Below are 22397 nucleotides of genomic sequence, written 5' to 3'. Positions count from 1 at the left end.
GCGTCTGGCGCAGCGGCCGGGTGCTGGAGCTGGCAGAGGAGCTCTGCCGGGCGGATCAGAATACCCTGGCCGCGCTGGAGGAAGAGCTGGCCAAGCTGGATGAGAGCATCAAGCAAAGCGCCGCACTGGTGCAGAGCGCCCGGGAAGCCGGGCAGCGGGCGGAGCAGCTGGCCCGGCTGGAGCAGCAGCTGGCGCAGCAGCAGAGCGAAGCACCCCGCCGGGCGGAGGACCAGGCCCGGCTGGACCGGTGGGAGGCAGCTGCCCGGCTGGCTCCGGTGTGGCAGAGCAGCGAAAAGGCCCGGCTGGCGGCGGAGCAGGCTGCCCGGCTGCGCGCCGAAGCACAGGCGCAGCTGGAAGAGCTGAACGCTCAGGCGCCCCGGTGGGAGCAGACACGGGAGCAGCTGGCGCAGGATCAGCAAACCGCCGCCCGGCTGGCGGTGGCGCTGGAACGGCAGACCGAGGCCCTGAAGCAATATGACGAGCTGGACGCAGCAAAGGATCAGCAGCAGGCCTGCGCCCGGGAGCTGGACCGGCTGAAAAGCGCGGAGCAAGCGGCCCGCAAGCTGGAAGAGCAGCAGGCCGCCGCCCTGGAACAGACCCAGACGCTGGCGGATGGTCTGGCCGCCGCCCTCACCGCCGCCCAGAGGGTGGAACAGGAGCTGAACCGCTGGAGCGGGGCCAAGGAGAAAATGGCGGAGACCCGCAGCCGGATGCGGGAGCTGGTGAAGCTGCAAAAGAGCGAGCAGGCCGCCCGCGGGGCGCTGGAGCAGGCAAGCGATGAACTGGACAAGGCCCAGCAGGTTTACATGAGCGCGGACCAGCTGTTCCGCCGGGATCAGGCGGGGCTGTTGGCGAAGGATCTGGTTTCCGGCCAGCCCTGCCCGGTGTGCGGCAGCGTGCACCATCCCAGCCCGGCCCGGGGCGTGACCGGCGCGACCAATAAGGAAGAGCTGGAGGCACTGGCCGCCGCCATGGAAACGGCCCGTACCGCCTACAATGAGGCGTTACAGGCCAGCAGCACCCTGACCGCTCAGGCGGGCAGCGCCCGGGAGCAGTACATCCGGCAGGCCCGCCAGGTGCTGGCCGACCTGGAGCAGGAGCTGCCCCCGGAAGAGGATGCAAAGACCCTGTCCCGCCTGCTGCTGGACTGGAACGAGCGGCTGGACCAGCTGCTCCAGCAGGCCGAAGCGGAAAAGGCACAGCGGCAGGCCAAGGTGGAGGCCGCCAGCGCGGCGGTGAACCAGCTGGCCGACGACCGCAGGCAGCTGGACCAGACCCGCCAGAAGCGCAGCGAATTGCAGGCTCAGGCAGCACAGACCACCGCCCGGCAGGAGATGGCCCGGCAGCAGGCGGAAAAGCTGCAGGCGGACCTGCCCCAGGCTACCCGCGCCGAGGCGGAGCAGACCCTGGCCGCCATGCAGGCCGAGAAGGTCCGGCTGGACCGGAGCGCGGAAGAGACCCGAAAAAATCTGGAGGAGTACCAGAAGGCACTGGCTGCTGCCCTCACTCTGCAAACCGAGCGGCAGAAGAACGACGAAAAAGCGGCCGGGGAAGCCCGCCGGGCGGCTCAGGACTGGAGCAAGGCGCTGGTGACCGGCGGCATGAGCGAGGAAGCCTTCCGGCAGGCGCTGCACACCGAAGAGGAGATCAAAGCGCTGCGCCGGCAGCTGGAGCAGGAGCAAAAGGCCTGCGAGGAGACCCAAACTCTTTACAGGCAGCTGCGTGCCCAGCAGCAAAACGCCCCGGCCCCGGCCTGCCAGCCCCAGGAGCTGGAGCAGGCCATGAAGGAGCAGGAGCAGCGGCGCGCGGCCCTGAACGGGGAGCGCATCCGGCTTGCCGGGCGGCTGGAGGCCAACCGGCAGACCATGGCGGATGTGCGCACCGCGGCCGGAAAGCTGGAGCAGGCCCAGAAGCGCCAGCAGCTGATCGAGCGGCTGGATGCCACCGCCGGGGGCAAGCTTTCCGGCGGGCTGGGCAAGCAGCAGTTTGAGCAGTATGTGCTGGCCGCCTATTTTGCCGACGCGGTGGAGGCCGCCAACCAGCGCTTGTTCGCCATGACCGGCGGGCGCTACCAGCTGGAATGCCACCAGATGACCGCCGCCGAAACCAAGGACACGTTGGATCTGGATGTGCTGGACAACTACACCGGCAAGGTGCGCAGCGTGGGCAGTCTGTCCGGCGGCGAGACCTTCCAGGCGGCGCTGGCACTGGCGCTGGGTCTGTCCGACGTGATTCAGAATTACGCGGGCGGCGTGGAGCTGGACGTGCTGTTTGTGGACGAGGGCTTCGGCACCCTGGATGCCGAAAGTCTGGAGCAGGCGGTCACCACGCTGCACAGCCTTGTGCAGGGTCAGCGGATGGTGGGCATCATCAGCCATGTGCCGGAGCTGAAAAGCCGCATCGAGAACCAGCTGGTGGTCACCAAGACCCCTGGCGGCAGCACCGTGGCCCTGCGAAAATTATAAAGCAAAAAGCAAAAAGCAAAAAGCAAAAAGCACCCCCGACCAGCCGGGGGTGCTTTGCTTTGTAAAATGATTGAAAATGACAGGGCTGCTTACAGGCGGGTGTGCAGGGGAACGCCGGCCACGTAAATGGGGATCTGTTCGCCCTGGATCAGGGGCCGGGCGTAGGCCTCGAAGGCGCCGGTCACCTGCATGCCGTCCGGGGTGATCCACCCGGCGGGAATGGCCTTTTCCTTGTTGGCCACGGCCTGCACATCCACGGTCTCGCAGTCCGCCACGTAGGGGGCATCCTGACGGCGAATCAGCGCGCTCATCCGGCCGGTCTGGCCCTGAATGGCAGCCTGCACCGCCATGCCGCCCACCTGGTAGGCCTCGTTCACATCGATGCGGCTGGTCAGGTGGCTGGCGCACCGCTGCAGGGTGGACAGCTCGATGGCACGGGTCTTGCAGCCCAGGTGATGGCGGATCAGACCCTCCAGATACCGGCTGGTGCCGGACAGGGTGACCTTGTGGCCGAAGGCATCCACCGCGCCGTCACCGCCCGCCAGATCGCACAGGAAGGTGCCGTCCTTGCGGCGCACGCCCTCGCTGGCGGCAATGACGATGTTGTTCTTTTCCTTGCGCAGGGCATCTACCCGGCGCAGGAACAGCTCCTCGCTGAAGGGAACTTCAGGCAGCAGGATCAAGTCCGGGCCGTCGCAGTCGTCGCCCTTGGCCAGGCTTGCGGAGGCGGCCAGCCAGCCCGCGTGACGGCCCATGATCTCCCGATGCGGCTGCCGTAGGCCGCCAGCTTGGCAATGGTGTCCATGCTGTCGTTGCCGCCGATGTAAAGCACCGCGTCGATCTGATAACGCTCAAACAGGGAGAACAGGGTCTTGTACACGCTTTCGTCCTGCTCGGGGGTGGGCAGCTTGTACCGGCAGCTGCCCAGATAAGAGGCGGGGGTGCGCTTGAGCAGTTCAATGTTCAGCGCCTTGCCCAGCAGCTGGTCCAGATCCAGCAGCTTTTCATCCAAAAGACCCTCAATGCCGTAATGCATGCCGTAGATGCGCCCGGCGCCGCAGGCGCGGGCGGTTTCATACACGCCGGCCAGACTGGAATTGATTACCGCAGTGGGGCCGCCGCTCTGCCCCACCAGAAAATTCATACCCATCAAAATACACATCCTTCTTCAAAAAGCGGGTCAGCCGTCGACCCCTTGTGACACAACGCTTTTTATTGTATCTTATTTATAAGGGGGCTGCAATAATCCCGGCAGCAATTTCGTATAAGGGTCAGAGAGGTGACATTCTTCACCGCGAAATCTTGGTGGTTTTGCCAAAAAACAAGGAGGGAAACAGGATGAAGCACAACAAACATTGGCTTGCCGCAGCGCTTGCGGCCGCCCTTTTCGCCGGTCTGCTCACCGGATGCGGCGGGTCCAGCACAGCGGTCACCAGCTCCGCCGCGGTACAGGAGATGGCGGGCGCAGCCATGGAGGACGCTGCCAACGGAACGGGCACAGGCACGGGGGTGACCGACCTGGATTCCGGCGCGCTCACCCCGCAGGACAGCCGAAAGATCATCTACAACGCCACCCTCTGGCTGGAGACCAAGCAATATGACCAGGCGAGCGCCGACCTGCTGGAGGCGGCCAGCCAGGCGGGGGCCTATGTGCAGAGCAGCGAAAGCAGCGGCAGCGCTGAGCGGGGCGACCGCAGCGTGTACTACACCCTGCGGGTCCCGGCGGACAACTACAGCGAATTTCTGAACGCGGCGGCCCAGGCCGCCAATCTGGTTCGGCGCAGTGAGTCCAGCCAGGATGTGACCGCCGAATATGTGGATCTGGAGGCCCGTCTGGCCAGCCTGGAGCAGCAGCGCCAGCGGTTGGATGAGCTGGCGGCAAAGGCCGAAAGCCTGGAGGACCTGCTGGCCATTGAGCAGCAGCGCAGCGAGGTGCAGTACCAGATCGAGAGCTACACCGGTCAGATGAATGTGCTGCAGGACCAGATCAGCTACAGCACGGTGGAGGTCTATCTGGACGAGGTGACCGAGCTCACGCCCCAGAGCCCCAGCTTTCTCAGCCGGGTGGGCTCCGCCTTCCGGGGCAGCTGGAACGGCTTTGTGAGCGTGGTGCAGGAGCTGGTGATCGGCCTGATCTATCTGCTGCCCTTCCTGGTGGTGGCGGCGGTGGTGATCGTCCTGGTGGTGCTGCTGGCCCGCCGCGCCGCCAGAAAGCGGCCCCAGCCCGCGCAGCAAAAGCGCCCGGATGGGGAAAACGGAAGCCAGCCCCCCAAATACACCCAGATGAAATGATTTAACCGAACATATCGAACCTACAGCCCCGGCGAAACCGCACGTTTGCGGCCCGCCGGGGCCTTTTTTGCGCCCATACCAACTTTTGGGGCGGAAATTCCGGCCGCTGTGTGCTATAATAATACGAACGCATAAATTGTAGAAAAAGGCGGAAACGATCCATGCGAAGCAAAACCATTCGATACGAGCTTGCCACCGGCCTTGGCTGTGCCGCGCTGGTGCTGCTGCTCTGTGCGCTGCCCTTTGCCAGCCGGGACCTGGTGGCCGGGCACGACAGCGTGTTCCACATCCTGCGGCTGGAGGGTCTGGCCGCGGCCCTGGGCGGGCATGCCAGCATACCGGTGCGCATCTATTCTTTGATGCTGGGCGGCTACGGCTACGCCAGCGGCCTGTTTTACCCGGACCTGTTTTTGTATCCGGCGGCACTGGCCCGGGTGGCGGGCCTGGGGCCGGAGATGGCCTTCAAATTCCTGATGCTGGGCTGCGCGGCGGCCCAGTGCGTCACCAGCTATTTTGCCGGGCGGGCCATCACCAAAAAGCATTTTGGCGGCTGCCTGCTGATGGTTCTGTACGGTCTGTGCCACTATCATTTTGTGAACCTTTACATCCGCAGCGCGGTGGGCGAGGTGCAGGCCATGATCTTCCTGCCTCTGGTGGTCTGGGGCCTGTGGGACCTGACCGAGGAGGGAGCCAAGCGCCCCTGGGTGCTGTGGCTGGGCTTCACCGGTCTGGTGCTCAGCCACACCGTGAGCCTTGCCCTGGCGGGGCTTCTGGCTATTGTCTGGGTGCTGGTGCGGCTGCCCCGGGTGCTGAACCGTCGGGCGATTCTGAGCGGTCTGGGCGCTGCCGGGGCCTGCCTGCTGGTGAGCTGCTATTACTGGCTGCCCATGCTGGAGCAGTTTGCCAGTGATAAATTCGCGGTGACCGAGCAGCCGCTGACCCAGGTTTCCTGGAATACGGTGAGCGTAGCCAATCTGTTTGACCCCACCAGCTACATCGGCCTTGGCATCACCGGCCTGGTGGGCATTGTGGCCGCTCTGGTGCTGCTGGTCTGCCCGCTGGGGCGGCGCGGCGCGCGCCGCGCCGCCTGGGCCTTTCTGGCGGCGGGCGTGGTGCTCACGGTGCTGGTGCTGCCCTTCGTGCCCTGGCGCATGCTGGACGACACCCTGCTGAACAGCATCCAGTTCCCCTGGCGGCTCAACGCCTTTGGCCAGCTGGCGGTCTGCCTGGCCATTACGCTGGTACTGGCAAATCTTAGCAGCCGCAGGGCCCGGGTGCTGGTGCTGGCGGCAGCCTTTGTGCTGGGCGGCGTGGACCTGGCGGTCAGCTCCACCCAGTTCCCCGAGCAGGTGAACTACCCGTCCAACTATTTCACCAGCCAGCGGGGCGAGACCTTCTATCTGGTGGGGGCCGAATGGGTGCCCGCCGGAGTGGACGCCAAGGCCTTCGCCTTTGAGCCGGGTGCCCAGTACAGCAACACCACCGGCGTTTACAGCGGCAATTATCTGCCCAATGGCGATTTCGTGTTTGACTTCGACGGCCAGGTCTTCGGGGCCTATGGCATCCCCAAGCTGTGGTATAAGGGCTATTCCGCCACCCTCACCCCGGCGGACGGCAGCGCACCCATTAAACTGGAGCTGCATAAGGACGGCGGCGGCCGGGTGGAGCTGACCATCCCGGAGAACGCCCCGGCGGGTCAGGTGCGGGTGAGCTACAGCGGCACCACCCTGCAGCATGTGTCGGACTGGGTGAGCGGCCTTGGCACGCTGGCCCTTTGCGCGGGCGCGGCCTGGCAGCTGATGCGCAGCCGCAGGGCGGCCAAACAGCAGCCGGCGCTGACCCGCTAAGAGCCAATCCAGGCAACAGAATCAAAAAGAGCGCGGGCTTTCTTCTCGATCGGAAGAAAGCCCGCGCTCTTTTCGTTTTTATTCTTTGGCGGGTGTGTCGAACTGGGCGCTCACCTGGGCAAGCAGCTGACGGATGGGCAGGTGCTGGGGGCAGGAGGCTTCGCATTTGCCGCAGCCGATGCAGTCCGCCGCCTTGCCGTGACCGCCACGGGTGCAGATGCCGTAATAGGTGGCGGAGCCCATATCGTTGAACAGGTTCCGGCTGTTGGCGCAGGCGAACAGCTCGGGGATGGAAATGGCCTTGGGGCAGCCGTCCACACAGTAGCGGCAGCCGGTGCAGCCGATGCTCTTCAGCCCGGCCAGCGCCTTGCGGGCCTTGCTCACCGCCTGCCATTCCACCGGCGACAGGGCGCGGAAGGACCGGAACAGGCCCAGGTTTTCCTCCATCTGGGCCGGGTCGCTCATGCCGCTGAGCACCATGCCCACCCCTTCAAAGCTGGCCGCAAAGCGCAGGGCATAGCCCGCCGGGCTGCCCTCCATTCCGGCAAAGGCCTCGGCGGCCTGGGGCGGCAGGTTGGCCAGCGCGCCGCCCCGCACCGGCTTCCATTCCGGCAAAGGCCTCGGCGGCCTGGGGCGGCAGGTTGGCCAGCGCGCCGCCCCGCACCGGCTCCATCACGATCACCGGCTTTTGGAAGCGGCGGCAGATCTCATACAGCACCCGGCTCTCCACGCTGGGGCTGTCGTAGTCCGCGTAGTTGAACTGGATCTGCACCACCTCGATGTCCGGCTGTTCGGTGAGGATCTGCTCCAGCAGGGCGGGCTTGTCGTGGAAGGAGATGCCGATGTGCCGGATGCGGCCCTCCGCCTTCAATTGCCGGGCCACCGCGAAAGCATTGCAGGCGCAGTATTTGGGATAATATACCGCGTTCATGGCATGCATCAGGTAAAAGTCGAAGTAGTCCACCCCGCAGGCCTCCAGCTGGGAGAAAAACAGGGGCCGGATCTCCTCCTCGCTTTCAAAAAAGCTGTTGGAGAGCTTATTCGCCAGCAGGTAGCTCTGGCGGGGGTAGCGGCTGGTCAGGCAGTGGTGCAGGGCGGTTTCGCTTTTGCCGTTCAGGTAGCCGTGGGCGGTGTCGAAGTAGCACAGGCCCGCGTCCATAAAATCGTCCACCATGCGGCGGGCTTTTTCCAGGTCCACATCACTGGCCGGGTCGGCGGCGGGACCGGTGAGGGGCAGGCGCATAAAGCCGAACCCCAGCTTTTTTGTTCCGAACAATTTTTCCATGGCAAAGTGCCTCCGTTTGCGTTACATTCTGCTTTCATCATAAGGCGGGGCAGGGGGCTTGTCAACGGAAAAGGAAGCAAAAAGCCCCTGTGCCGGGCGGCACAGGGGCGGATGCTCAGTTCAGAGAAGGAAAGGCGGCTTAGCCGTTCTTCTTGCCCTTCAGCTGCTTCATGCGCATGTCGTGGTTCAGGATGCGCTTGCGGATGCGCAGGTTCTCGGGGGTAACCTCCAGCAGCTCGTCGGGAGCCAGGAACTCCAGGCAGGCCTCCAGGCTGAACTTGGAAACGGGAACCAGACGCAGAGCGTCGTCGGAGCCGGAAGCACGGGTGTTGGTCAGGTGTTTGGTCTTGCAGACGTTCACGCTGATGTCCTCGCCGGTGGGGGTGTAGCCGATGACCATGCCCTCGTAGACCTTCTCGCCCGGGGTCACGATCAGGGTGCCGCGCTGCTGGGCGTTGAACAGGCCGTAGGTCACGGCGTCGCCGGTCTCGAAGCTTACCAGGCTGCCGGTGCTGCGGCAGGTGATATCGCCGCACCAGGCGTCGTAGCCGTCAAAAATGGTGTTCAGGATGCCCTCGCCGTGGGTATCGGTGAGGAACTGGCTGCGGTAGCCGAACAGGCCGCGGCTGGGCATGCGGAACTCCAGACGCACGCGGGTGCCGATGGGCTCCATCTGCTGCAGGATGGCCTTGCGGGAGCCCAGAGCGGTCATGACCGCGCCCTGGTACTCGGTGGGGGTGTCGATGACAACGCGCTCGAAGGGCTCCATCAGCTGGCCGTCCTCCTCGTGGGTCAGAACCTTCGGGGGGCTGACCTGCAGCTCGTAGCCTTCACGGCGCATGGTCTCGATCAGGATGGACAGGTGCATCTCGCCACGGCCCATCACGCGGAAGGAATCGCTGGTGGCGGAGTCCTCAACCTTCAGGGCCACGTCCTTCAGCAGCTCGCGCTGCAGGCGGTCGCGGATCTGGCGGCTGGTGACGAACTTGCCCTCGCGGCCGGCGAAGGGGCTGTCGTTAACGGCGAAGGTCATCTCCACGGTGGGATCGTTGATCTTCACGAAGGGCAGGGGCTCCACGTTGGCGGGGTCGCACAGGGTATTGCCGATGGTCACATCGGTGATACCGGAGAAGGCGACGATATCGCCGGCCATGGCCTCCTCGGAGGGCTCACGGCCGTTGGCCTTGAATTCATACAGCTTGGTGATGCGGCCCTTGATGGAAACGCTGGGATCGTGCCAGTCGCAGACCTGCACGTCCTGGCCAACCTTCATGCGGCCGTTCTGGATGCGGCCGATGCCGATGCGGCCCACGAACTCGTTGTAGTCCACGCTGGAGCACAGCATCTGGAAGGGAGCGTCGGGGTCGCCCTCGGGACCCTTCACGTACTCCAGAATGGTGTCGAACAGGGGCTTCAGGTCGGTGCCGGGCACATCCGGGCTGTAGCTGGCGGTACCGGCGCGGCCGGAGCAGAAGACCATGGGGCTGTCCAGCTGCTCGTCGGTGGCACCCAGGTCCATGAGCAGCAGCAGAACTTCGTCGATGACTTCCTTGATGCGGGCGTCAGGACGGTCGATCTTGTTCACGGCAATGACCAGGTTCAGGTTCTGCTGCAGGGCCTTCTGCAGCACGAAACGGGTCTGGGGCATGCAGCCCTCGGCGGCGTCCACCAGCAGCAGCACGCCGTTGACCATCTTCAGAACACGTTCCACCTCGCCGCCGAAGTCGGCGTGGCCCGGGGTGTCCACGATGTTGATCTTCACACCGTTGTATACGGTGGAGCAGTTCTTGGCCAGGATGGTGATGCCGCGCTCACGCTCGATATCGCCGGAGTCCATCACGCGCTCGGCCACCTGCTGATTTTCACGAAACGCGCCGCTCTGCTTCAGCATCTGGTCCACCAGGGTGGTCTTACCATGGTCAACGTGGGCGATGATGGCAATGTTGCGCAAATCTTTACGTTCCATATTGTTATCCTTTCTGAATTGGATCGCTCCATATATAATTACATCTATTCGTAACCTTACCTATACTAAAGCAGGAAAAAAGGTTTGTCAAGAATATACAAATGATTTTTAACAGCATTGGGCGTTGTCACAAGGTTTTTTGGCTGCTGCGCGGGGCTTTCTGGGCTGTATGACCAAGGCGGCGCGCCGCCAGCCAGGCCGCCGCGGCCCCCAGGCTGCAAAGGCTCACCGCCGCGCCAGCGCCCAGTCCGGCGGGGGTAAAGCGCAGGGTCACCAGGTGCTCGCCCGGGGTGATCTGCACGGTGAGCAGCGCGTCCCAGGCGGTTTCGGGGGCGACGGTTTCGCCGTCCACCAGCACCTGCCAGCCGGGCTCGGCGGGGATGCTGGTGAACAGGGCGGTGCAGCCCTCGGGCACCCGGATGGTCCCGCGCACAAGGCCGGGGGCAAACTCTGTCACCTGAAGGCCCTGCTGCTGCAGTCGGGTGCAGGCAGTGGCCAGAGCCTGGCTGTCCTCCACGGCAAAGCTCCAGCCGCCCAGCGAAAGAGTGTCGTCCTGAGGCCGCAGCTCCACGGTGATGGTCTGGCCCGCCTGCACCTGCCCCAGGCAGACCGTGCCGTTCTCCTGCTGCAGCAGGGTCTGGCCCGCCGCTTCGCCGTTTACAAATACATCCGCCCCGCAATACTGGTCATACACCGGGAAGCTGGCGTACAGCACGCCGGAGACAGGGGCGGTGAGGGAAAAGCGCAAAGCGGCATTTTCGCCGGTTGCGGTGTAGTGCAGCCCGTCTGCCCCGGCTTCCATGCTCTGAACAGAGGGCTCGGCCTCGATGGGTTGAAGAATACCTGCGTCCTCGCCCAGAAGAGTGTTGTAGATCTGGTTCAGGTTGTCGAAGGGCCGGTCCAGCGCCAGCCGCTCACTTTCTATGTCCGCTGCCGCAACGACCAGCGGTAGAGCGCAGGGATTCTCCCACACATCATCTTGCTGCTGCCACTGGTCGGATGCTGTTCCGCCCAGCTGCCAGCGCAGCCCCAGCAGGCTGGCGGCACTTTGGGTCAGCCCGTCGGACCAGGCCATCCAGCCGCTGGTGCCGGTGCAGCCCAGCGCCTGCAGCAGCTCATAGGTGGTCTGGGAATAGCTGCTGCTGTAGTGGCTCAGGCCGTTGTAGCCCAGCAGGAAGGGGGTGTTCTGCCCGCCTTCGGTCAGCTGCATCCGGGCCAAGGGAGCCTGAGCGCTGAGTTCCTCCACGGTGGATTGCCATTGCTTCGTCAGCTGGGGCAGGGTGGAGGAAGATGGCTCGAAGGCCTCCAGAGAGGACCAGCCGTTGGCCGTCAGCTCTGCCGCCAGGCAGAAAGCAGCCAGCAGGCCCGCGGCCCGCCGTCGGGGCATTGCCAGCAGCAGCGCGGCGGCCGCCAGACAGCACAGGGTGAGCACCGCCGCCCAGCCGGAAACCACCCCAAAGCCCCAGGCACAGGCCAGCAGAAGGGCAACGGCCCCGGCAGACGCGAACTGGCGGACGGCGGGCAGACGCTCCGCAAACCCTTTGCCGCCCAGCGCCGCCAGCTCCAGCAAAGTGAAGATGAACAGAAAGCTGTAGCGGTAATTGAACCAGCTGGGGCTCTGGAAGCCGTGCCAGATAAGATCCGGTGTGCGCAGCCAGAAGCTGAGCAGCAGGCAGGCCAGAAGCCCGCCCGCCGCAAGCTTTGGACGCAGCGCACCGGGCCGGAAAAAGAACAGCGCCGCCAGCACCAGCGGCAGGGTGCCGCAGAAGACAAGAGGCAGGGTGTTGGTGTCCTGCCCGGCGGGGTAGGCCCCCGCGAACAGCTGGCCCAGCAGCTGGGGAAGGGAAAAGTTGGTGGAAAAGCCCCATTCCATGGCCGCCTGGGCCTTGCCCTGACCGAGCGCCCCGGCCACCGGCAGCAGCACCCAGGCGTTCAGCCCGCCTGCCAGCAGGCTGGCCAGCGCAAAGCGCACCGACACCCGCAGCTTGCGGTCCGCAGCATCGCCCGCAGCCAGTCCGCACACAAAATAGAGCAGGGAGTACAGACAGAGCATCCAGCCGATGTAATAGCAGCAGAAGATGCCCGCCGCAAGGCTTACCAGATACAGCCAGGGGGAACGGCCCTCCAGAATACGCCGGATGCCCCAGGCAATCAGCGGCAGGGCGATCAGCGCGTCCATCCACATGATGTTCTGGGAAAAGCCCAGCAGATAGCCGCTCAGCGCCCAGGCCCAGCTGAGCGGCACCGAGAGCCTGCTGCCCGCCCGGCGGCGCAGGAACAGCTGCATGGAAAGTCCCGCACAGCCCGCCTTGGTCAGGGTGAGCAGGGTCACGGCGGTGGGCAGCTGGGAGGTGGGGAACAAGAGCACCAGAAAATTAAAAGGGCTGAACAGATAGTAGGCGGCCCAGCTGAGGGCCTCGCCGCCCAGAGCCTTGTGCCAGGTGTAGAACGCTCCTTGGCCGAACAGCTCGGAAAAGCTGGCCAGAAAATGGGAATACTGGCCGTCCATATCGCCGAAGAACAGGCTGTTCGGGCCGAAGGGGGCCACGCCCTGGGCGGCGTACAGTCCGGCCAGCAGGGCCACCGGCACCAGCGCGGCAGCCAGTGCGGGCAAAAGGCCGGACAATCGGCGGGAGGATTCAGACCGGGCAAAGGGAAGATGCATGCAAAGGACTCCTTTCCAGAAGGGGAAAAACGTGCCGGAGTACGGCAAAACGAGGGAAAATAAAAAAGAAAAACTTTTTTTCAAAAAGTACTTGCAATTTGAAAAAAGATTCGATATAATAATCAAGCCGAAAGGACATGGACGGTTAGCTCAGCTGGTAGAGCATCTGCTTGACGTGCAGAGGGTCAGGGATTCGAGTTCCTTACCGTCCACCATACAGGGCGCTCAATCGAGCGTCCTGTTTTTTTGTTTTGTGTCAAGAAAAAGAAGAACAACAGGAACTCGAATCCCGGAAGGGTGACCGCCGAACTAGAAAACCTGCCGGTGGCAGGTTTTCCGGCGGGCTGCCGCGAAGGCCAAAGGGCCAAGCGGCGCGGAGCCGCCCACGGGCGGGGCCGCACCGAGTTCCTTACCGTCCACCACACAGGGCGCTCAATAGAGCGTCCTGTTTTTTGTTTTACGCCAGAAAAAAACAGGAGAACGGGAACTCGAATCCCGGAAAGACTTCTTCTCATACAACGAAGCATCAAGCGGCTATGATACACCAAGACTATGAAAATAGTATGAAATAAAAAAGAAAAATCGGTCGGGTTCACCGGCTTTTGAGAAAAGAGCAGGGCCCAAGCGGGGTCCTGCTCTTTTTGTTTGGCCGAAGTCCGCCCGCTGGCGGTGGGCGGCATTTGCTATTTTATAAAAAATATAGTATACTATATCGGTTAATATGGAGAGGTGTATCTATGCGAGTATTGGGCATCGACCCCGGCTATGCAATCGTGGGCTGGGGCGTGGTGGAATATGTGGGCAACCGGTTCACGCCGGTGGCGTTCGGCGCGGTCACGACCGAGGCGGGCGTGCCCTTTGAACAGCGGCTGGACAAGGTGTATGAGGGCGTGTTGGATGTGATGACAACCTACAAGCCCGAGGCGCTGAGCATCGAGCAGCTGTTTTATCAGCACAACCAGACCACGGTGATCGGCGTGGCCGAGGCCAGAGGTGTGATCCTGCTGGCGGCGGCCAAGTGCGGCATCCCCATCTTTGAATATACCCCCATGCAGGTGAAGCAGGCGGTGACCGGCTACGGCAAGGCGGTGAAAAAGCAGGTGCAGGAGATGACCCGCATGATGCTCAAGCTGGAAAAGGTGCCCAAGCCCGACGATACCGCCGACGCACTGGGCATGGCCATCGCCCATTGCCATTGCAGCCGCAGCCGCCTGATGGGCACACCGCTGCGCTGACCGAAGCTGAATGCAACAGGAGGTTCCCGATGATTTATTGTCTGACCGGAAAACTTTTGAAAAAGACCCTGGACATGGTGGTCCTTTCCTGCGCGGGAGTGGGCTATCTTGTGCAGGTGCCCGCGTCGGTGTCGTCGGCGCTGCCGGCCATCGGCCATGAGGCCACTCTTTATACCTATATGAATATCACCGAAAACGACGTGACCCTCTTTGGCTTTGCCACCGAGGAGCAGCAGGCCTGCTTCAAGATGCTCACCGCCGTGTCCGGCGTGGGCCCCAAGGTGGGTCTGGCGATTCTGAACGTGATGACCCCCGAGCGGATCACCCTGGCCATCTCGGCCGGGGACCACAAGGCCTTCACCGCCGCCAACGGCGTGGGCCCCAAGCTGGCCCAGCGCATTGCCCTGGAATTGAAGGACAAGGTGGGCAAGGGCCTGGCCGAGGGCATCACCCTGGGCGATGTGAGCGGCGGCGCAGCCCCGGCGGGCAATCTGAGTCAGGCCATTGCGGCCCTCACCAGTCTGGGCTACAGCCCCAGCGAGGCGGCCCAGGCGGTGGCCAAGGCAGATCCCTCCCTGCCGGTGGAGGAACTCATCAAGCTTGCGCTGCGCGGCATGGCGAAAGGAAGGTAACCCGTGGAAGAATACGAATTCGGCACGCGGCTGGTCAGCCCGGAGATGAACCAGGGCGAGAGCGAAGAGATCAGCTTGCGGCCTAAAACCCTGGACGAGTATGTGGGCCAGGAAAAGGTAAAGGAAAACCTGCGCATCTATCTGGAAGCGGCCAAGCGCAGGGGCGAGCCCATGGACCACATCCTGCTCTACGGCCCTCCGGGTCTGGGCAAGACCACGCTGGCGGGCATCGTAGCCCAGGAGATGGGGGTGCAGATCCGCATCACCAGCGGCCCGGCCATCGAGAAGCCCGGCGATCTGGCGGCCCTGCTCACCAACCTGCAGGAGGGCGACGTGCTCTTCATCGACGAGATCCATCGTCTGTCCCGCCAGGTGGAGGAGGTTTTGTATCCCGCCCTGGAGGACTACGCGCTGGACATCATGATCGGCAAGGGCCCCAGTGCCCAGAGCATCCGCATCAACCTGCCCCGGTTTACCCTGATCGGCGCCACCACCCGTGCGGGCCAGATCACCGGCCCTCTGCGGGACCGGTTCGGCGTGCTGCTCAAGCTGGAGCTGTACAGCCCGGATGAGCTGAGCGGCATCATCCAGCGCTCGGCGGGCATTCTGGGCCAGCCCTGCACCCCGGAGGGGGCCTATGAGCTGGCAAAATGCAGCCGGGGCACCCCCCGTGTGGCCAACCGGCTGTTAAAGCGGGTGCGGGACTTCGCCGCTGTTCTGGCGGACGGCGTGATCGACGAGGCCACCGCCAAGCTGGCCCTCAAGCGGATGGACATCGACCAGCTGGGCCTGGACGAGATGGACCGGAGCATGCTGCGGGCCATCATCGAGCTGTACGGCGGCGGGCCGGTGGGCCTGGATACCCTGGCCGCCGCGCTGGGCGAGGAGGCCGTGACGCTGGAGGATGTGTGCGAGCCCTATCTGATGCAGATGGGCTTTCTGACCCGCACCCCCCGGGGCCGTTGCGCCACCCGGCAGGCCTGGGTCCACCTGGGGCTGGAGCTGCCCAAGGAGCTGGATGCTCCGGGCCAGCAGAGCATGTTCGACTGACCCCGCCAAGAAAATTTCATAAATACACGTTATACTGATACGGAAATCGCCCAAAAACACAAGCGGCCGGTTTCCCCGGAATGAAAAAGGAGAATTGCGTATGCGCCCTGCCACCAGCTGGCAAGATTATGAACTCATCGACGCAACCTGCGGCAACCGTCTGGAGCGCTGGGGCAGCACCCTGCTGGTGCGCCCGGACCCCCAGGTGGTGTGGAAAAGCCCCGAGACCAGCCCCCTGTGGGCCAAGGCAGACGCGGTGTATCACCGGTCCGAGCGGGGCGGCGGCCAGTGGGAGTACCGCCGCCGTCTGCCGGAAAAGTGGAAGATCGGCTGCGGCCCGCTGACCCTGGTGGTCAGCCCCACCGGCTTCAAGCACACCGGCGTGTTCCCCGAGCAGGCCGTGAACTGGGCCTGGTACGAGGAGAAGATCAAAGCCGCGGGCCGGCCCATCAAAGTGCTGAACCTGTTCGGTTATACCGGCGGCGCCACCCTGGCCTGCGCCGCGGCGGGCGCCAGCGTCTGCCATGTGGATGCCTCCAAGGGCATCGTGGCCTGGGCCCGTGAGAACGCACAGGCCAGCAGCCTGGCCGATAAGCCCATTCGCTGGATCGTGGACGACTGCGCCAAGTTCGTGGCCCGGGAGATTCGCCGGGGCAACACCTACGATGCCATCATCATGGACCCGCCCAGCTACGGCCGGGGCCCCGGCGGCGAGGTGTGGAAGCTGGAGGATAACATCTACGACCTGATCGCCCTGTGCGCGGGTGTGCTCAGCGAGCAGCCCCTGTTTGTGGCGGTAAACAGCTACACCACCGGCCTGTCGCCCGCGGTGATGGAGTACATCCTGAAAACCACCCTGTGCGGCAAGTACGGCGGCGTGACCAGCTGTGACGAGATCGGCCTGCCGGTGAGCAGCACCGGCGGCGTGGTGCCCTGCGGCGCCACCGCCATCTGGCAGGAGGCCTGAGCACAGGACCCGGAACAAGAGGGGAGAGGAAAATCGAAATGAACGAGATGATCGCCGCAAAAGACGTGCGCTTTCGCTATACCCCGGAAAACCCCTACGCGGTGGACGGCGCGTCCATGACCATCCGCAAGGGCGAGTTCGTGGCGGTGCTGGGCGCCAACGGCTGCGGCAAGTCCACCCTGGCCAAGCACTTCAACGCCATCCTGCTGCCGGAGAGCGGCACTGTGACCGTGGAGGGCATGGATACCCGGGATGAAAGCCAGCTGTACGACATCCGCCAGACCGTGGGCATGGTGTTCCAGAACCCGGACAACCAGATCGTCGCCACCGTGGTGGAGGAGGACGTGGCCTTCGCGCTGGAGAACCTGGGCGTTCCCCCGGCCGAGATCCGCGCCCGCATCGACGAGGCCATGCAGATGTCCGGCATCTACAAGCACCGGGAAAAGGCCCCTCACAAGCTGAGCGGCGGCCAGAAGCAGCGTGTGGCCATCGCGGGCGTGATCGCCATGCGGCCGGACTGCCTGGTGCTGGACGAGGCCACCGCCATGCTGGACCCCCGGGGCCGGGAAAAGGTGATGGAGACCATCCACCATCTGAACAAGGATTTCGGCATCACCGTGGTGAGCATCACCCACTATATGGAGGAGGCCGCCCAGGCCGACCGGGTGCTGGTGATGAGCGAGGGCCACGTGGTCATGGAGGGTACCCCGAAGGAGGTATTCAGCCAGACCGAGAAGGTGCGCGCCCTGCGGCTGGACGTACCCCAGGCCGCCGAGCTGCGGGATGAGCTGGTGAAGGCGGGCCTGGACCTGCCCGAGGGCATCATCACCGAGGACGAGTGCGCCGCCGCGCTCTACGAGCTGCTGAAATAACGGCGAATATTAAAAAATGAAAGCGCCATCTTATAGCGACGGCACTGTATGCCTTTTGTTGGGCAGGGTGCGCGGCAAAAAAGAGGCACATTTCCGGGGCTGACACCCCCTTTGCAGTAAGGATGTGAAACCATGGCAGCCATCATTGAAACGCGCCATCTGACTCATATATACAACGCCGGCATGCCGGACGCCACCACCGCTCTGGAGGATGTGAGCTTCGCGGTGGAGGAGGGCGACTTCGTGGGCATCATCGGGTCCACCGGCAGCGGCAAATCCACCCTCATCACCCACTTCAACGGCATCCTGAAGCCCACCAGCGGCCAGGTGCTGCTGGACGGTAAGGACATCTGGGCCAAGGGCCAGGACATCCGCAAGGTCCGCTTTGCGGTGGGCCTGGTGTTCCAGTACCCGGAGTACCAGCTGTTTGAGGAGACCATTTACAAAGACATCGCCTTCGGCCCCAAAAACATGGGCCTGAGCGAGGAAGAGATCGACCGGCGGGTACGCCGGGCGGCGGCCTTCACCGGCCTGCCGGAGGACTATCTGGAGCGCAGCCCCTTTGAGCTTTCCGGCGGTCAGAAGCGCCGGGTGGCCATTGCGGGCGTGCTGGCCATGGAACCCCGCGTGCTGGTGCTGGACGAGCCCGCCGCGGGCCTGGACCCGGAGGGCCGGGACATGATCCTCAGCCAGGTCAAGCGCTACCACAAGGAGACCGGTACCACCGTGCTGCTGGTGAGTCACTCCATGGAGGACATCGCCAAATACGCCGATAAAGTATTGGTGATGGACCAGAAGAAGATCGCCATGTACGACCGGGTGGACAAGGTGTTCGCCCGGGCGGATGAGCTGCTGGCGCTGGGCCTCTCGGTGCCGCAGGTGACCAAGATCTTTCTGAAGCTGCGCCAGATGGGTCTGGATCTGCCCCAGGACGTGTACACCGTGCCCTGGGCGGTCAAGACCATTCTGGAGACAAAGGCCCGCAAGGAAGCCAAGGGGGAGGGGACCACATGCTGAAGGACATCACCATCGGGCAGCACTTCCCGGGCGATTCCATCGTGCATCGCACCGACCCGCGGCTGAAGATCCTGCTGGTCATCGCCTATATCGTGCTGCTGTTTACCATCAACAATTTCCTGGGTCTGGCGCTGAGTCTGGTGCTGCTGGCGGGGCTTTACATGCTGGCCAAGATCCCGCTGCGCATCATCCTCAAGAGCCTGAAGCCCATCATTCCCATCATCGCCTTCACGGCCATTCTGAATCTGTTCTTTATGGGCGGCCAGGGCGAGCCGCTGATCCACTTCTGGGTCATCAAGGTGTATAAGGAGGGCATCGCCTACGCCATCTTCATGGCGGTGCGTATCGTGGCTCTGATCGCGGGCACCGGCCTGCTCACCTACACCACCAGCCCCATTGTGCTCACCGACGCCATCGAGCGGCTGCTGTCGCCCTTTGCCAAGCTGGGCCTGCCGGTGCACGAGCTGGCCATGATGATGACCATCGCCCTGCGGTTCATTCCCACCCTGATCGAGGAGACCGACAAGATCATGAACGCCCAGAAGGCCCGCGGCGCCATGCTGGACAGCGGCAGCGCCAAGGACCGGATCAAGGCCATGGTGCCCATTCTGATCCCGCTGTTCATCTCGGCCTTCCGCCGGGCAGACGAGCTGGCCATGGCCATGGAATGCCGGTGCTACCGGGGCGGCGAGGGCCGCACCCGTCTGAAGGTGCTCAAGTTCCAGCCCCACGACTGGGGCACCGTGGCCTTCTGCGCCGTCACCTTCGGTCTGGTCTGGGCCACCCGCTTTGTGATGCCGGGGGTGCTGTAAGGCCATGAACATCCTGCTGGATATCAGCTACGACGGCAGCGGCTTCTGCGGCTTTCAGGTGCAGAACAACGGCCTGTCGGTCTGTCAGGCGCTGCAGGACGGGCTGGAGGCCCTGCTGGGCACCCGCCCGCCGGTGAAGGGCTGCTCCCGCACCGACGCGGGGGTCCATGCCCTGCACTACGCGGTGAATTTCTGGGCGGACTGCCGCATCCCCATGGAAAAGCTGCCGCTGGCGCTCAACCAGAAGCTTCCGGCGGCCATCCGGGTAAACCGGGCCATGGAGGTGGAGGAGGAATTCCACGCCCGCTACGCCGCCCACGAAAAGACCTATTGCTACCGCATCTGGAACAGCCCCATCGACAGCCCCTTCGGGGCAGGCTGGCACCACCGGCTGCCGGGCCGGCTGGACGAGGTCGCCATGCAGGCGGCGGCGGACCGGTTCGTGGGCAGTCACGATTTCATGAGCCTGTGCTCAGCCGGCTGTGAGGTGGCCCTGCGGGGCAGCACCGTGCGCACCATCAGCCGGTGCCGGGTGCAGCGCACCGGGGATCTGGTCACCGTGACCGTCACGGCGGACGGCTATCTCTACAACATGGTGCGGATTCTGGCGGGCACGCTGGTTTTGGCGGGCCAGCACAAGCTGGACCCGGAACGGGTCCCCGCCATTCTGGAAAGCCGGGACCGCAGTCAGGCGGGCCCCACCCTTCCGGCCCAGGGCCTGTTCCTGGCGTGGGTGGATTATCCCGAGCTGCCCGCGTGGCAGGCGGGCAAGCCCCAGGGCGAACCGGGGCGCATTTTGTAACGAAGAATCCATGAGAAAGGGGGCGGGGATATGGAAACCAATCAAACGCCCGGCGGGGCAAAGCTCACCCGCCTGAGCGCGCTGCGGCACCGCCGCCGGATGCGCAGGCTGCGCACCGCGGCACTGGCACTGGTGGTGCTGCTGGCGCTGGCTCTTTATGCCAGCGGTATTTTCGGCCGGGGCCTGGCGCTGCTGAGCGATGTGGTGGAATCCGCCCGCATCGGGCTGCAGCCCGGCGGCGGCTGGCCGGCAAAGACCGGCATCGCCGAACCGTTCCAGGTGGAGAGCCTGGGCGGCGGCTTTGTGGAGCTGGGCAGCAAGGACCTGGTGGTCTTTTCCGCCCGGGGCGCGCAGCTGCGAAGCATTGCCCACAACTACGCCCGCCCCAGCATCAGCAGCGGCAAGACCCGCTTTGTGCTGTATAACCGGGCCGGGTACGAGCTGCGGGTGGAAAGCCGCACTCGCACGCTTTACACCAATACCTACACCCAGCCCATTCTGCTGGCGGAGATGGCCTCGGGCGGAACGGTGGCGGTGGTCACCGATTCCAGCCGCTATCTGGCGGAGGTCACGGTCTACGACTCCACTTTCCAGCCCATCTACCAGTGGTACCCCAGCGATGCCGAGGGCGTGCCCGGGCAGATCGCCTTTTCCCAGAACGGAAAGCGGTTTGCCGCGGCCTGCCTGAGTGCCGCAAACGGCCAGCTGGCGGTGAAGATCCATCTGCTGGATTTGAACTCCAGCACCATTGGCCTGACCATCGACGCGGGCACCAGCCCGGTGCTGCAGATGCACTGGCTCAGCGCCAGCAAGCTGCTGGTGGTATTCCAGGGCCGCATTGCGGTATTTGATACCACCACCGGCGAGCAGCTGGCCACCTACAGCTACCCCAGCGGTACGCTGCTCAGCGTTTCGGTGAGCCAGCGGGCGGTGGGCATCCTGATCGGATCGGAAATGGCCGACGCTCCGGTGCGGCTGATCCTGCTGGACACCAATTGTCAGGAGCTGGGCACCGCTTCGGTGCCCGCGCCCGCATCCAAGGTGGTGTGCACCCGTTCCGGCGCGTATGTATTACGGGGCAGCGGTGTTGCCGCTTACGACCTGAAGGGGGAATACCTTTGGGAGATGACCACCGAAAGCCAGCCTCAGGCGGTGCTGAACGCCAAGAAAAAATCCAAAAGAAAACGAGGAAATGACCCATGACCATTGCCAATGGCTTTGACCTGATCCTGCTGGCGATCCTGCTGCTGGTTGCCATGCGCTACGCGGGCAAGGGCTTCGCGGCCGCGCTGGTGCAGTTCGCGGGCAACCTTGCCAGCCTGCTGGGCGCGAGCATCTTCAGCCAGAACATCGCCCCGGTGCTGTTCACCAACTTCTTTGAAAACAACTTCACCACCAGCATCGAAAAGACCCTGGCCGATGGCGGTCAGCTGCAGCTGGACCAGCTGGTGGAAAAGTACGCCGGTTTTCTGCCGGATGAAATTCAGCAGAGCATTACCCAGTCTGCGGGCGGCGTGCTCACCGGCAGCGCCCCCGAGCTGGCCGAGCAGGTGGTGAATCAGGTCATTGCTCCGCTGCTCACCCCCATCATTGCCATTGTGGTGTTCTTTGTGGCCTTCGCGCTGTGCAAGGTGATCGTGGGCTTTGTGGTGGCGGTGCTCACCAACTTCAACCGCATTCCCATTCTGGGCAGTGTGAACAAGCTGCTGGGCTTTGCGATGGGCCTGCTGGCCGGTGTGGTGGATCTGTATCTGATCCTGTGCGCCGTGTGGGCGATCATCGTGGTCACTGGCGGGTCCATCCCCTGGCTCAACCAGCAGGTGCTGGGCGAGAGCATCGGCTTTTCGCTGTTTGGGCAGTTCAATCCGTTTTATTAAGCCGGGCCTTTGGCCCCGGCACCCGAAAGAAAGGGAAATGAGATATGCTTTGTGTACGTTGTAAAAAGCGCACGGCCATTGTGTTCGTGCAGCGCATGGAGGCTGGCCAGCCCAAGCAGGAGGGCTACTGCCTCACCTGTGCCCGGGAACTGGGCATCAAGCCTGTGGACGATCTGATGAAGCAGTTCGGCGTCTCTGACCAGGATCTGGAGAACATGGAGGAGCGCATGAGCAGCTTCATGGAGGAAGCGGGCGAGAACGGCATGTTCCCCTTCGGCCCCATGGGCGGCCAGGAGGACCCGGATGCCGATGAAAGCAATGAGGGCGACGACGACGGCTTCACCCCCGGCGGCAGCGCCACCTTCCCCTTCGGCTTCGGCGCGAAGGACAAGAAGGAAAAGGACGGCGAGAAGAACGAAAAGGGCAAAAAGTCCCGCTACAAGTTCCTGGACAAATACTGCGCGAACCTGACCGCCAAGGCCAAGGCCGGCAAGCTGGACGAGATCATCGGCCGCGAGCAGGAGATCTATCGCACCATCCAGATTCTGGCCCGCCGCCAGAAGAACAACCCCTGCCTGATCGGTGAGGCGGGCGTTGGCAAGACCGCCATCGC

At 63.9% G+C, this 22397-nt stretch carries 17 protein-coding genes, 1 tRNA gene and 2 pseudogenes; 15 read left to right on the top strand and 5 right to left on the bottom strand.

Going from position 1 to position 22397, the window contains the following annotated elements; translation table 11 throughout:
- On the top strand, nucleotides 1-2465 hold a 2465-nt coding region (locus tag J7G73_RS09445), incomplete at its 5' end, for an SbcC/MukB-like Walker B domain-containing protein (RefSeq protein WP_291246063.1).
- Between the two features lie 89 nt (nucleotides 2466-2554).
- On the opposite strand, the pseudogene J7G73_RS09440 reads toward J7G73_RS09445, so the two are convergent.
- Nucleotides 2555-3615, bottom strand: a pseudogene (locus J7G73_RS09440) (6-phosphofructokinase).
- 188 nt (nucleotides 3616-3803) lie between these two features.
- Between J7G73_RS09440 and J7G73_RS09435 the strand changes: the two are divergent.
- Both J7G73_RS09435 and J7G73_RS09430 read left to right on the top strand, forming a co-directional pair.
- Nucleotides 3804-4757, top strand: a complete 954-nt coding sequence (locus J7G73_RS09435) for a DUF4349 domain-containing protein (protein ID WP_087296295.1) — start codon at nucleotides 3804-3806, stop codon at nucleotides 4755-4757.
- A 161-nt stretch (nucleotides 4758-4918) separates the two neighbouring features.
- Nucleotides 4919-6604 carry a hypothetical protein gene (locus J7G73_RS09430; protein ID WP_291246062.1) on the top strand — a complete coding sequence of 562 codons (1686 nt, stop codon included), beginning with the start codon at nucleotides 4919-4921 and terminating at the stop codon, nucleotides 6602-6604.
- Between the two features lie 78 nt (nucleotides 6605-6682).
- Here the strand turns inward: J7G73_RS09430 and J7G73_RS13725 are convergent, their stop codons facing one another.
- From J7G73_RS13725 to J7G73_RS09415, 4 genes are all read right to left on the bottom strand, one after another.
- Nucleotides 6683-7144, bottom strand: coding sequence for a 4Fe-4S dicluster domain-containing protein (locus J7G73_RS13725; RefSeq protein ID WP_367113978.1), 462 nt, complete (start codon nucleotides 7142-7144; stop codon nucleotides 6683-6685).
- Entirely contained in the window at nucleotides 7095-7889 is a 795-nt protein-coding gene (locus tag J7G73_RS09425) for an aldo/keto reductase (protein WP_367113977.1), read from the bottom strand. The genes J7G73_RS13725 and J7G73_RS09425 overlap by 50 nt, the downstream gene beginning before the upstream one ends.
- A 139-nt stretch (nucleotides 7890-8028) precedes the next feature.
- Nucleotides 8029-9855, bottom strand: coding sequence for a translational GTPase TypA (gene typA / locus J7G73_RS09420; protein WP_087296292.1), 1827 nt, complete (start codon nucleotides 9853-9855; stop codon nucleotides 8029-8031).
- 127 nt (nucleotides 9856-9982) lie between these two features.
- On the bottom strand, nucleotides 9983-12520 hold the full coding sequence (locus J7G73_RS09415) for a YfhO family protein (protein ID WP_291246061.1): 2538 nt from the start codon (nucleotides 12518-12520) through the stop codon (nucleotides 9983-9985).
- A gap of 139 nt (nucleotides 12521-12659) precedes the next feature.
- Here J7G73_RS09415 and J7G73_RS09410 point away from each other — a divergent pair.
- The 12 genes and pseudogenes from J7G73_RS09410 to J7G73_RS09355 all read left to right on the top strand — a co-directional run.
- Nucleotides 12660-12735, top strand: a tRNA-Val gene (locus tag J7G73_RS09410).
- Nucleotides 12736-13257: 522 nt separating this feature from the next.
- Entirely contained in the window at nucleotides 13258-13755 is a 498-nt protein-coding gene (ruvC, locus tag J7G73_RS09405; protein ID WP_058965903.1) for a crossover junction endodeoxyribonuclease RuvC, read from the top strand.
- Nucleotides 13756-13784: 29 nt separating this feature from the next.
- Nucleotides 13785-14387 (top strand): Holliday junction branch migration protein RuvA, encoded by a 603-nt coding sequence (gene ruvA, locus J7G73_RS09400; protein WP_087295822.1) that lies wholly within the window; start codon nucleotides 13785-13787, stop codon nucleotides 14385-14387.
- Nucleotides 14388-14432: 45 nt separating this feature from the next.
- Complete coding sequence (gene ruvB / locus J7G73_RS09395; RefSeq protein ID WP_087180682.1) at nucleotides 14433-15437, top strand: Holliday junction branch migration DNA helicase RuvB; 1005 nt, start codon at nucleotides 14433-14435, stop codon at nucleotides 15435-15437.
- Between the two features lie 100 nt (nucleotides 15438-15537).
- On the top strand, nucleotides 15538-16404 hold the full coding sequence (locus J7G73_RS09390) for a class I SAM-dependent methyltransferase (RefSeq protein WP_291246060.1): 867 nt from the start codon (nucleotides 15538-15540) through the stop codon (nucleotides 16402-16404).
- Between the two features lie 38 nt (nucleotides 16405-16442).
- Nucleotides 16443-17276, top strand: coding sequence for an energy-coupling factor transporter ATPase (locus J7G73_RS09385; protein ID WP_291246059.1), 834 nt, complete (start codon nucleotides 16443-16445; stop codon nucleotides 17274-17276).
- 132 nt (nucleotides 17277-17408) lie between these two features.
- Entirely contained in the window at nucleotides 17409-18293 is an 885-nt protein-coding gene (locus J7G73_RS09380) for an energy-coupling factor transporter ATPase (RefSeq protein WP_291246058.1), read from the top strand.
- Nucleotides 18287-19105, top strand: coding sequence for an energy-coupling factor transporter transmembrane protein EcfT (locus J7G73_RS09375; RefSeq protein WP_291246057.1), 819 nt, complete (start codon nucleotides 18287-18289; stop codon nucleotides 19103-19105). Before J7G73_RS09380 ends, J7G73_RS09375 begins: the two co-directional genes overlap by 7 nt.
- Nucleotides 19106-19109: 4 nt before the next feature.
- Nucleotides 19110-19907 carry a tRNA pseudouridine(38-40) synthase TruA gene (gene truA, locus J7G73_RS09370; RefSeq protein ID WP_291246056.1) on the top strand — a complete coding sequence of 266 codons (798 nt, stop codon included), beginning with the start codon at nucleotides 19110-19112 and terminating at the stop codon, nucleotides 19905-19907.
- A 30-nt stretch (nucleotides 19908-19937) separates the two neighbouring features.
- Nucleotides 19938-21110, top strand: coding sequence for a DUF5711 family protein (locus tag J7G73_RS09365; protein ID WP_291246055.1), 1173 nt, complete (start codon nucleotides 19938-19940; stop codon nucleotides 21108-21110).
- Entirely contained in the window at nucleotides 21107-21784 is a 678-nt protein-coding gene (locus J7G73_RS09360) for a CvpA family protein (RefSeq protein ID WP_087295816.1), read from the top strand. Before J7G73_RS09365 ends, J7G73_RS09360 begins: the two co-directional genes overlap by 4 nt.
- 44 nt (nucleotides 21785-21828) lie before the next feature.
- Nucleotides 21829-22397 (top strand): annotated as a pseudogene (locus tag J7G73_RS09355) (ATP-dependent Clp protease ATP-binding subunit); the annotation flags it as partial.

The sequence above is a fragment of the Allofournierella sp. genome (assembly GCF_017889395.1).
Classification (GTDB): domain Bacteria; phylum Bacillota; class Clostridia; order Oscillospirales; family Ruminococcaceae; genus Allofournierella.
This window is presented reverse-complemented; position numbering and strand designations above follow the sequence as displayed.

Excerpts from the sequence above, each read along its gene's own strand:
- J7G73_RS09435 (WP_087296295.1), top strand. The coding sequence starts at position 3,804 with ATGAAGCACAACAAACATTGGCTTGCCGCAGCGCTTGCGGCCGCCCTT.
- ruvA (WP_087295822.1), top strand. The coding sequence starts at position 13,785 with ATGATTTATTGTCTGACCGGAAAACTTTTGAAAAAGACCCTGGACATG.
- J7G73_RS09380 (WP_291246058.1), top strand. The coding sequence starts at position 17,409 with ATGGCAGCCATCATTGAAACGCGCCATCTGACTCATATATACAACGCC.
- truA (WP_291246056.1), top strand. The coding sequence starts at position 19,110 with ATGAACATCCTGCTGGATATCAGCTACGACGGCAGCGGCTTCTGCGGC.
- J7G73_RS09390 (WP_291246060.1), top strand. The coding sequence starts at position 15,538 with ATGCGCCCTGCCACCAGCTGGCAAGATTATGAACTCATCGACGCAACC.
- ruvB (WP_087180682.1), top strand. The coding sequence starts at position 14,433 with ATGAACCAGGGCGAGAGCGAAGAGATCAGCTTGCGGCCTAAAACCCTG.
- J7G73_RS09425 (WP_367113977.1), bottom strand. The coding sequence starts at position 7,889 with ATGGAAAAATTGTTCGGAACAAAAAAGCTGGGGTTCGGCTTTATGCGC.
- J7G73_RS09365 (WP_291246055.1), top strand. The coding sequence starts at position 19,938 with ATGGAAACCAATCAAACGCCCGGCGGGGCAAAGCTCACCCGCCTGAGC.
- ruvC (WP_058965903.1), top strand. The coding sequence starts at position 13,258 with ATGCGAGTATTGGGCATCGACCCCGGCTATGCAATCGTGGGCTGGGGC.
- J7G73_RS13725 (WP_367113978.1), bottom strand. The coding sequence starts at position 7,144 with ATGGAGGGCAGCCCGGCGGGCTATGCCCTGCGCTTTGCGGCCAGCTTT.
- typA (WP_087296292.1), bottom strand. The coding sequence starts at position 9,855 with ATGGAACGTAAAGATTTGCGCAACATTGCCATCATCGCCCACGTTGAC.
- J7G73_RS09360 (WP_087295816.1), top strand. The coding sequence starts at position 21,107 with ATGACCATTGCCAATGGCTTTGACCTGATCCTGCTGGCGATCCTGCTG.
- J7G73_RS09415 (WP_291246061.1), bottom strand. The coding sequence starts at position 12,520 with ATGCATCTTCCCTTTGCCCGGTCTGAATCCTCCCGCCGATTGTCCGGC.
- J7G73_RS09430 (WP_291246062.1), top strand. The coding sequence starts at position 4,919 with ATGCGAAGCAAAACCATTCGATACGAGCTTGCCACCGGCCTTGGCTGT.
- J7G73_RS09375 (WP_291246057.1), top strand. The coding sequence starts at position 18,287 with ATGCTGAAGGACATCACCATCGGGCAGCACTTCCCGGGCGATTCCATC.
- J7G73_RS09385 (WP_291246059.1), top strand. The coding sequence starts at position 16,443 with ATGAACGAGATGATCGCCGCAAAAGACGTGCGCTTTCGCTATACCCCG.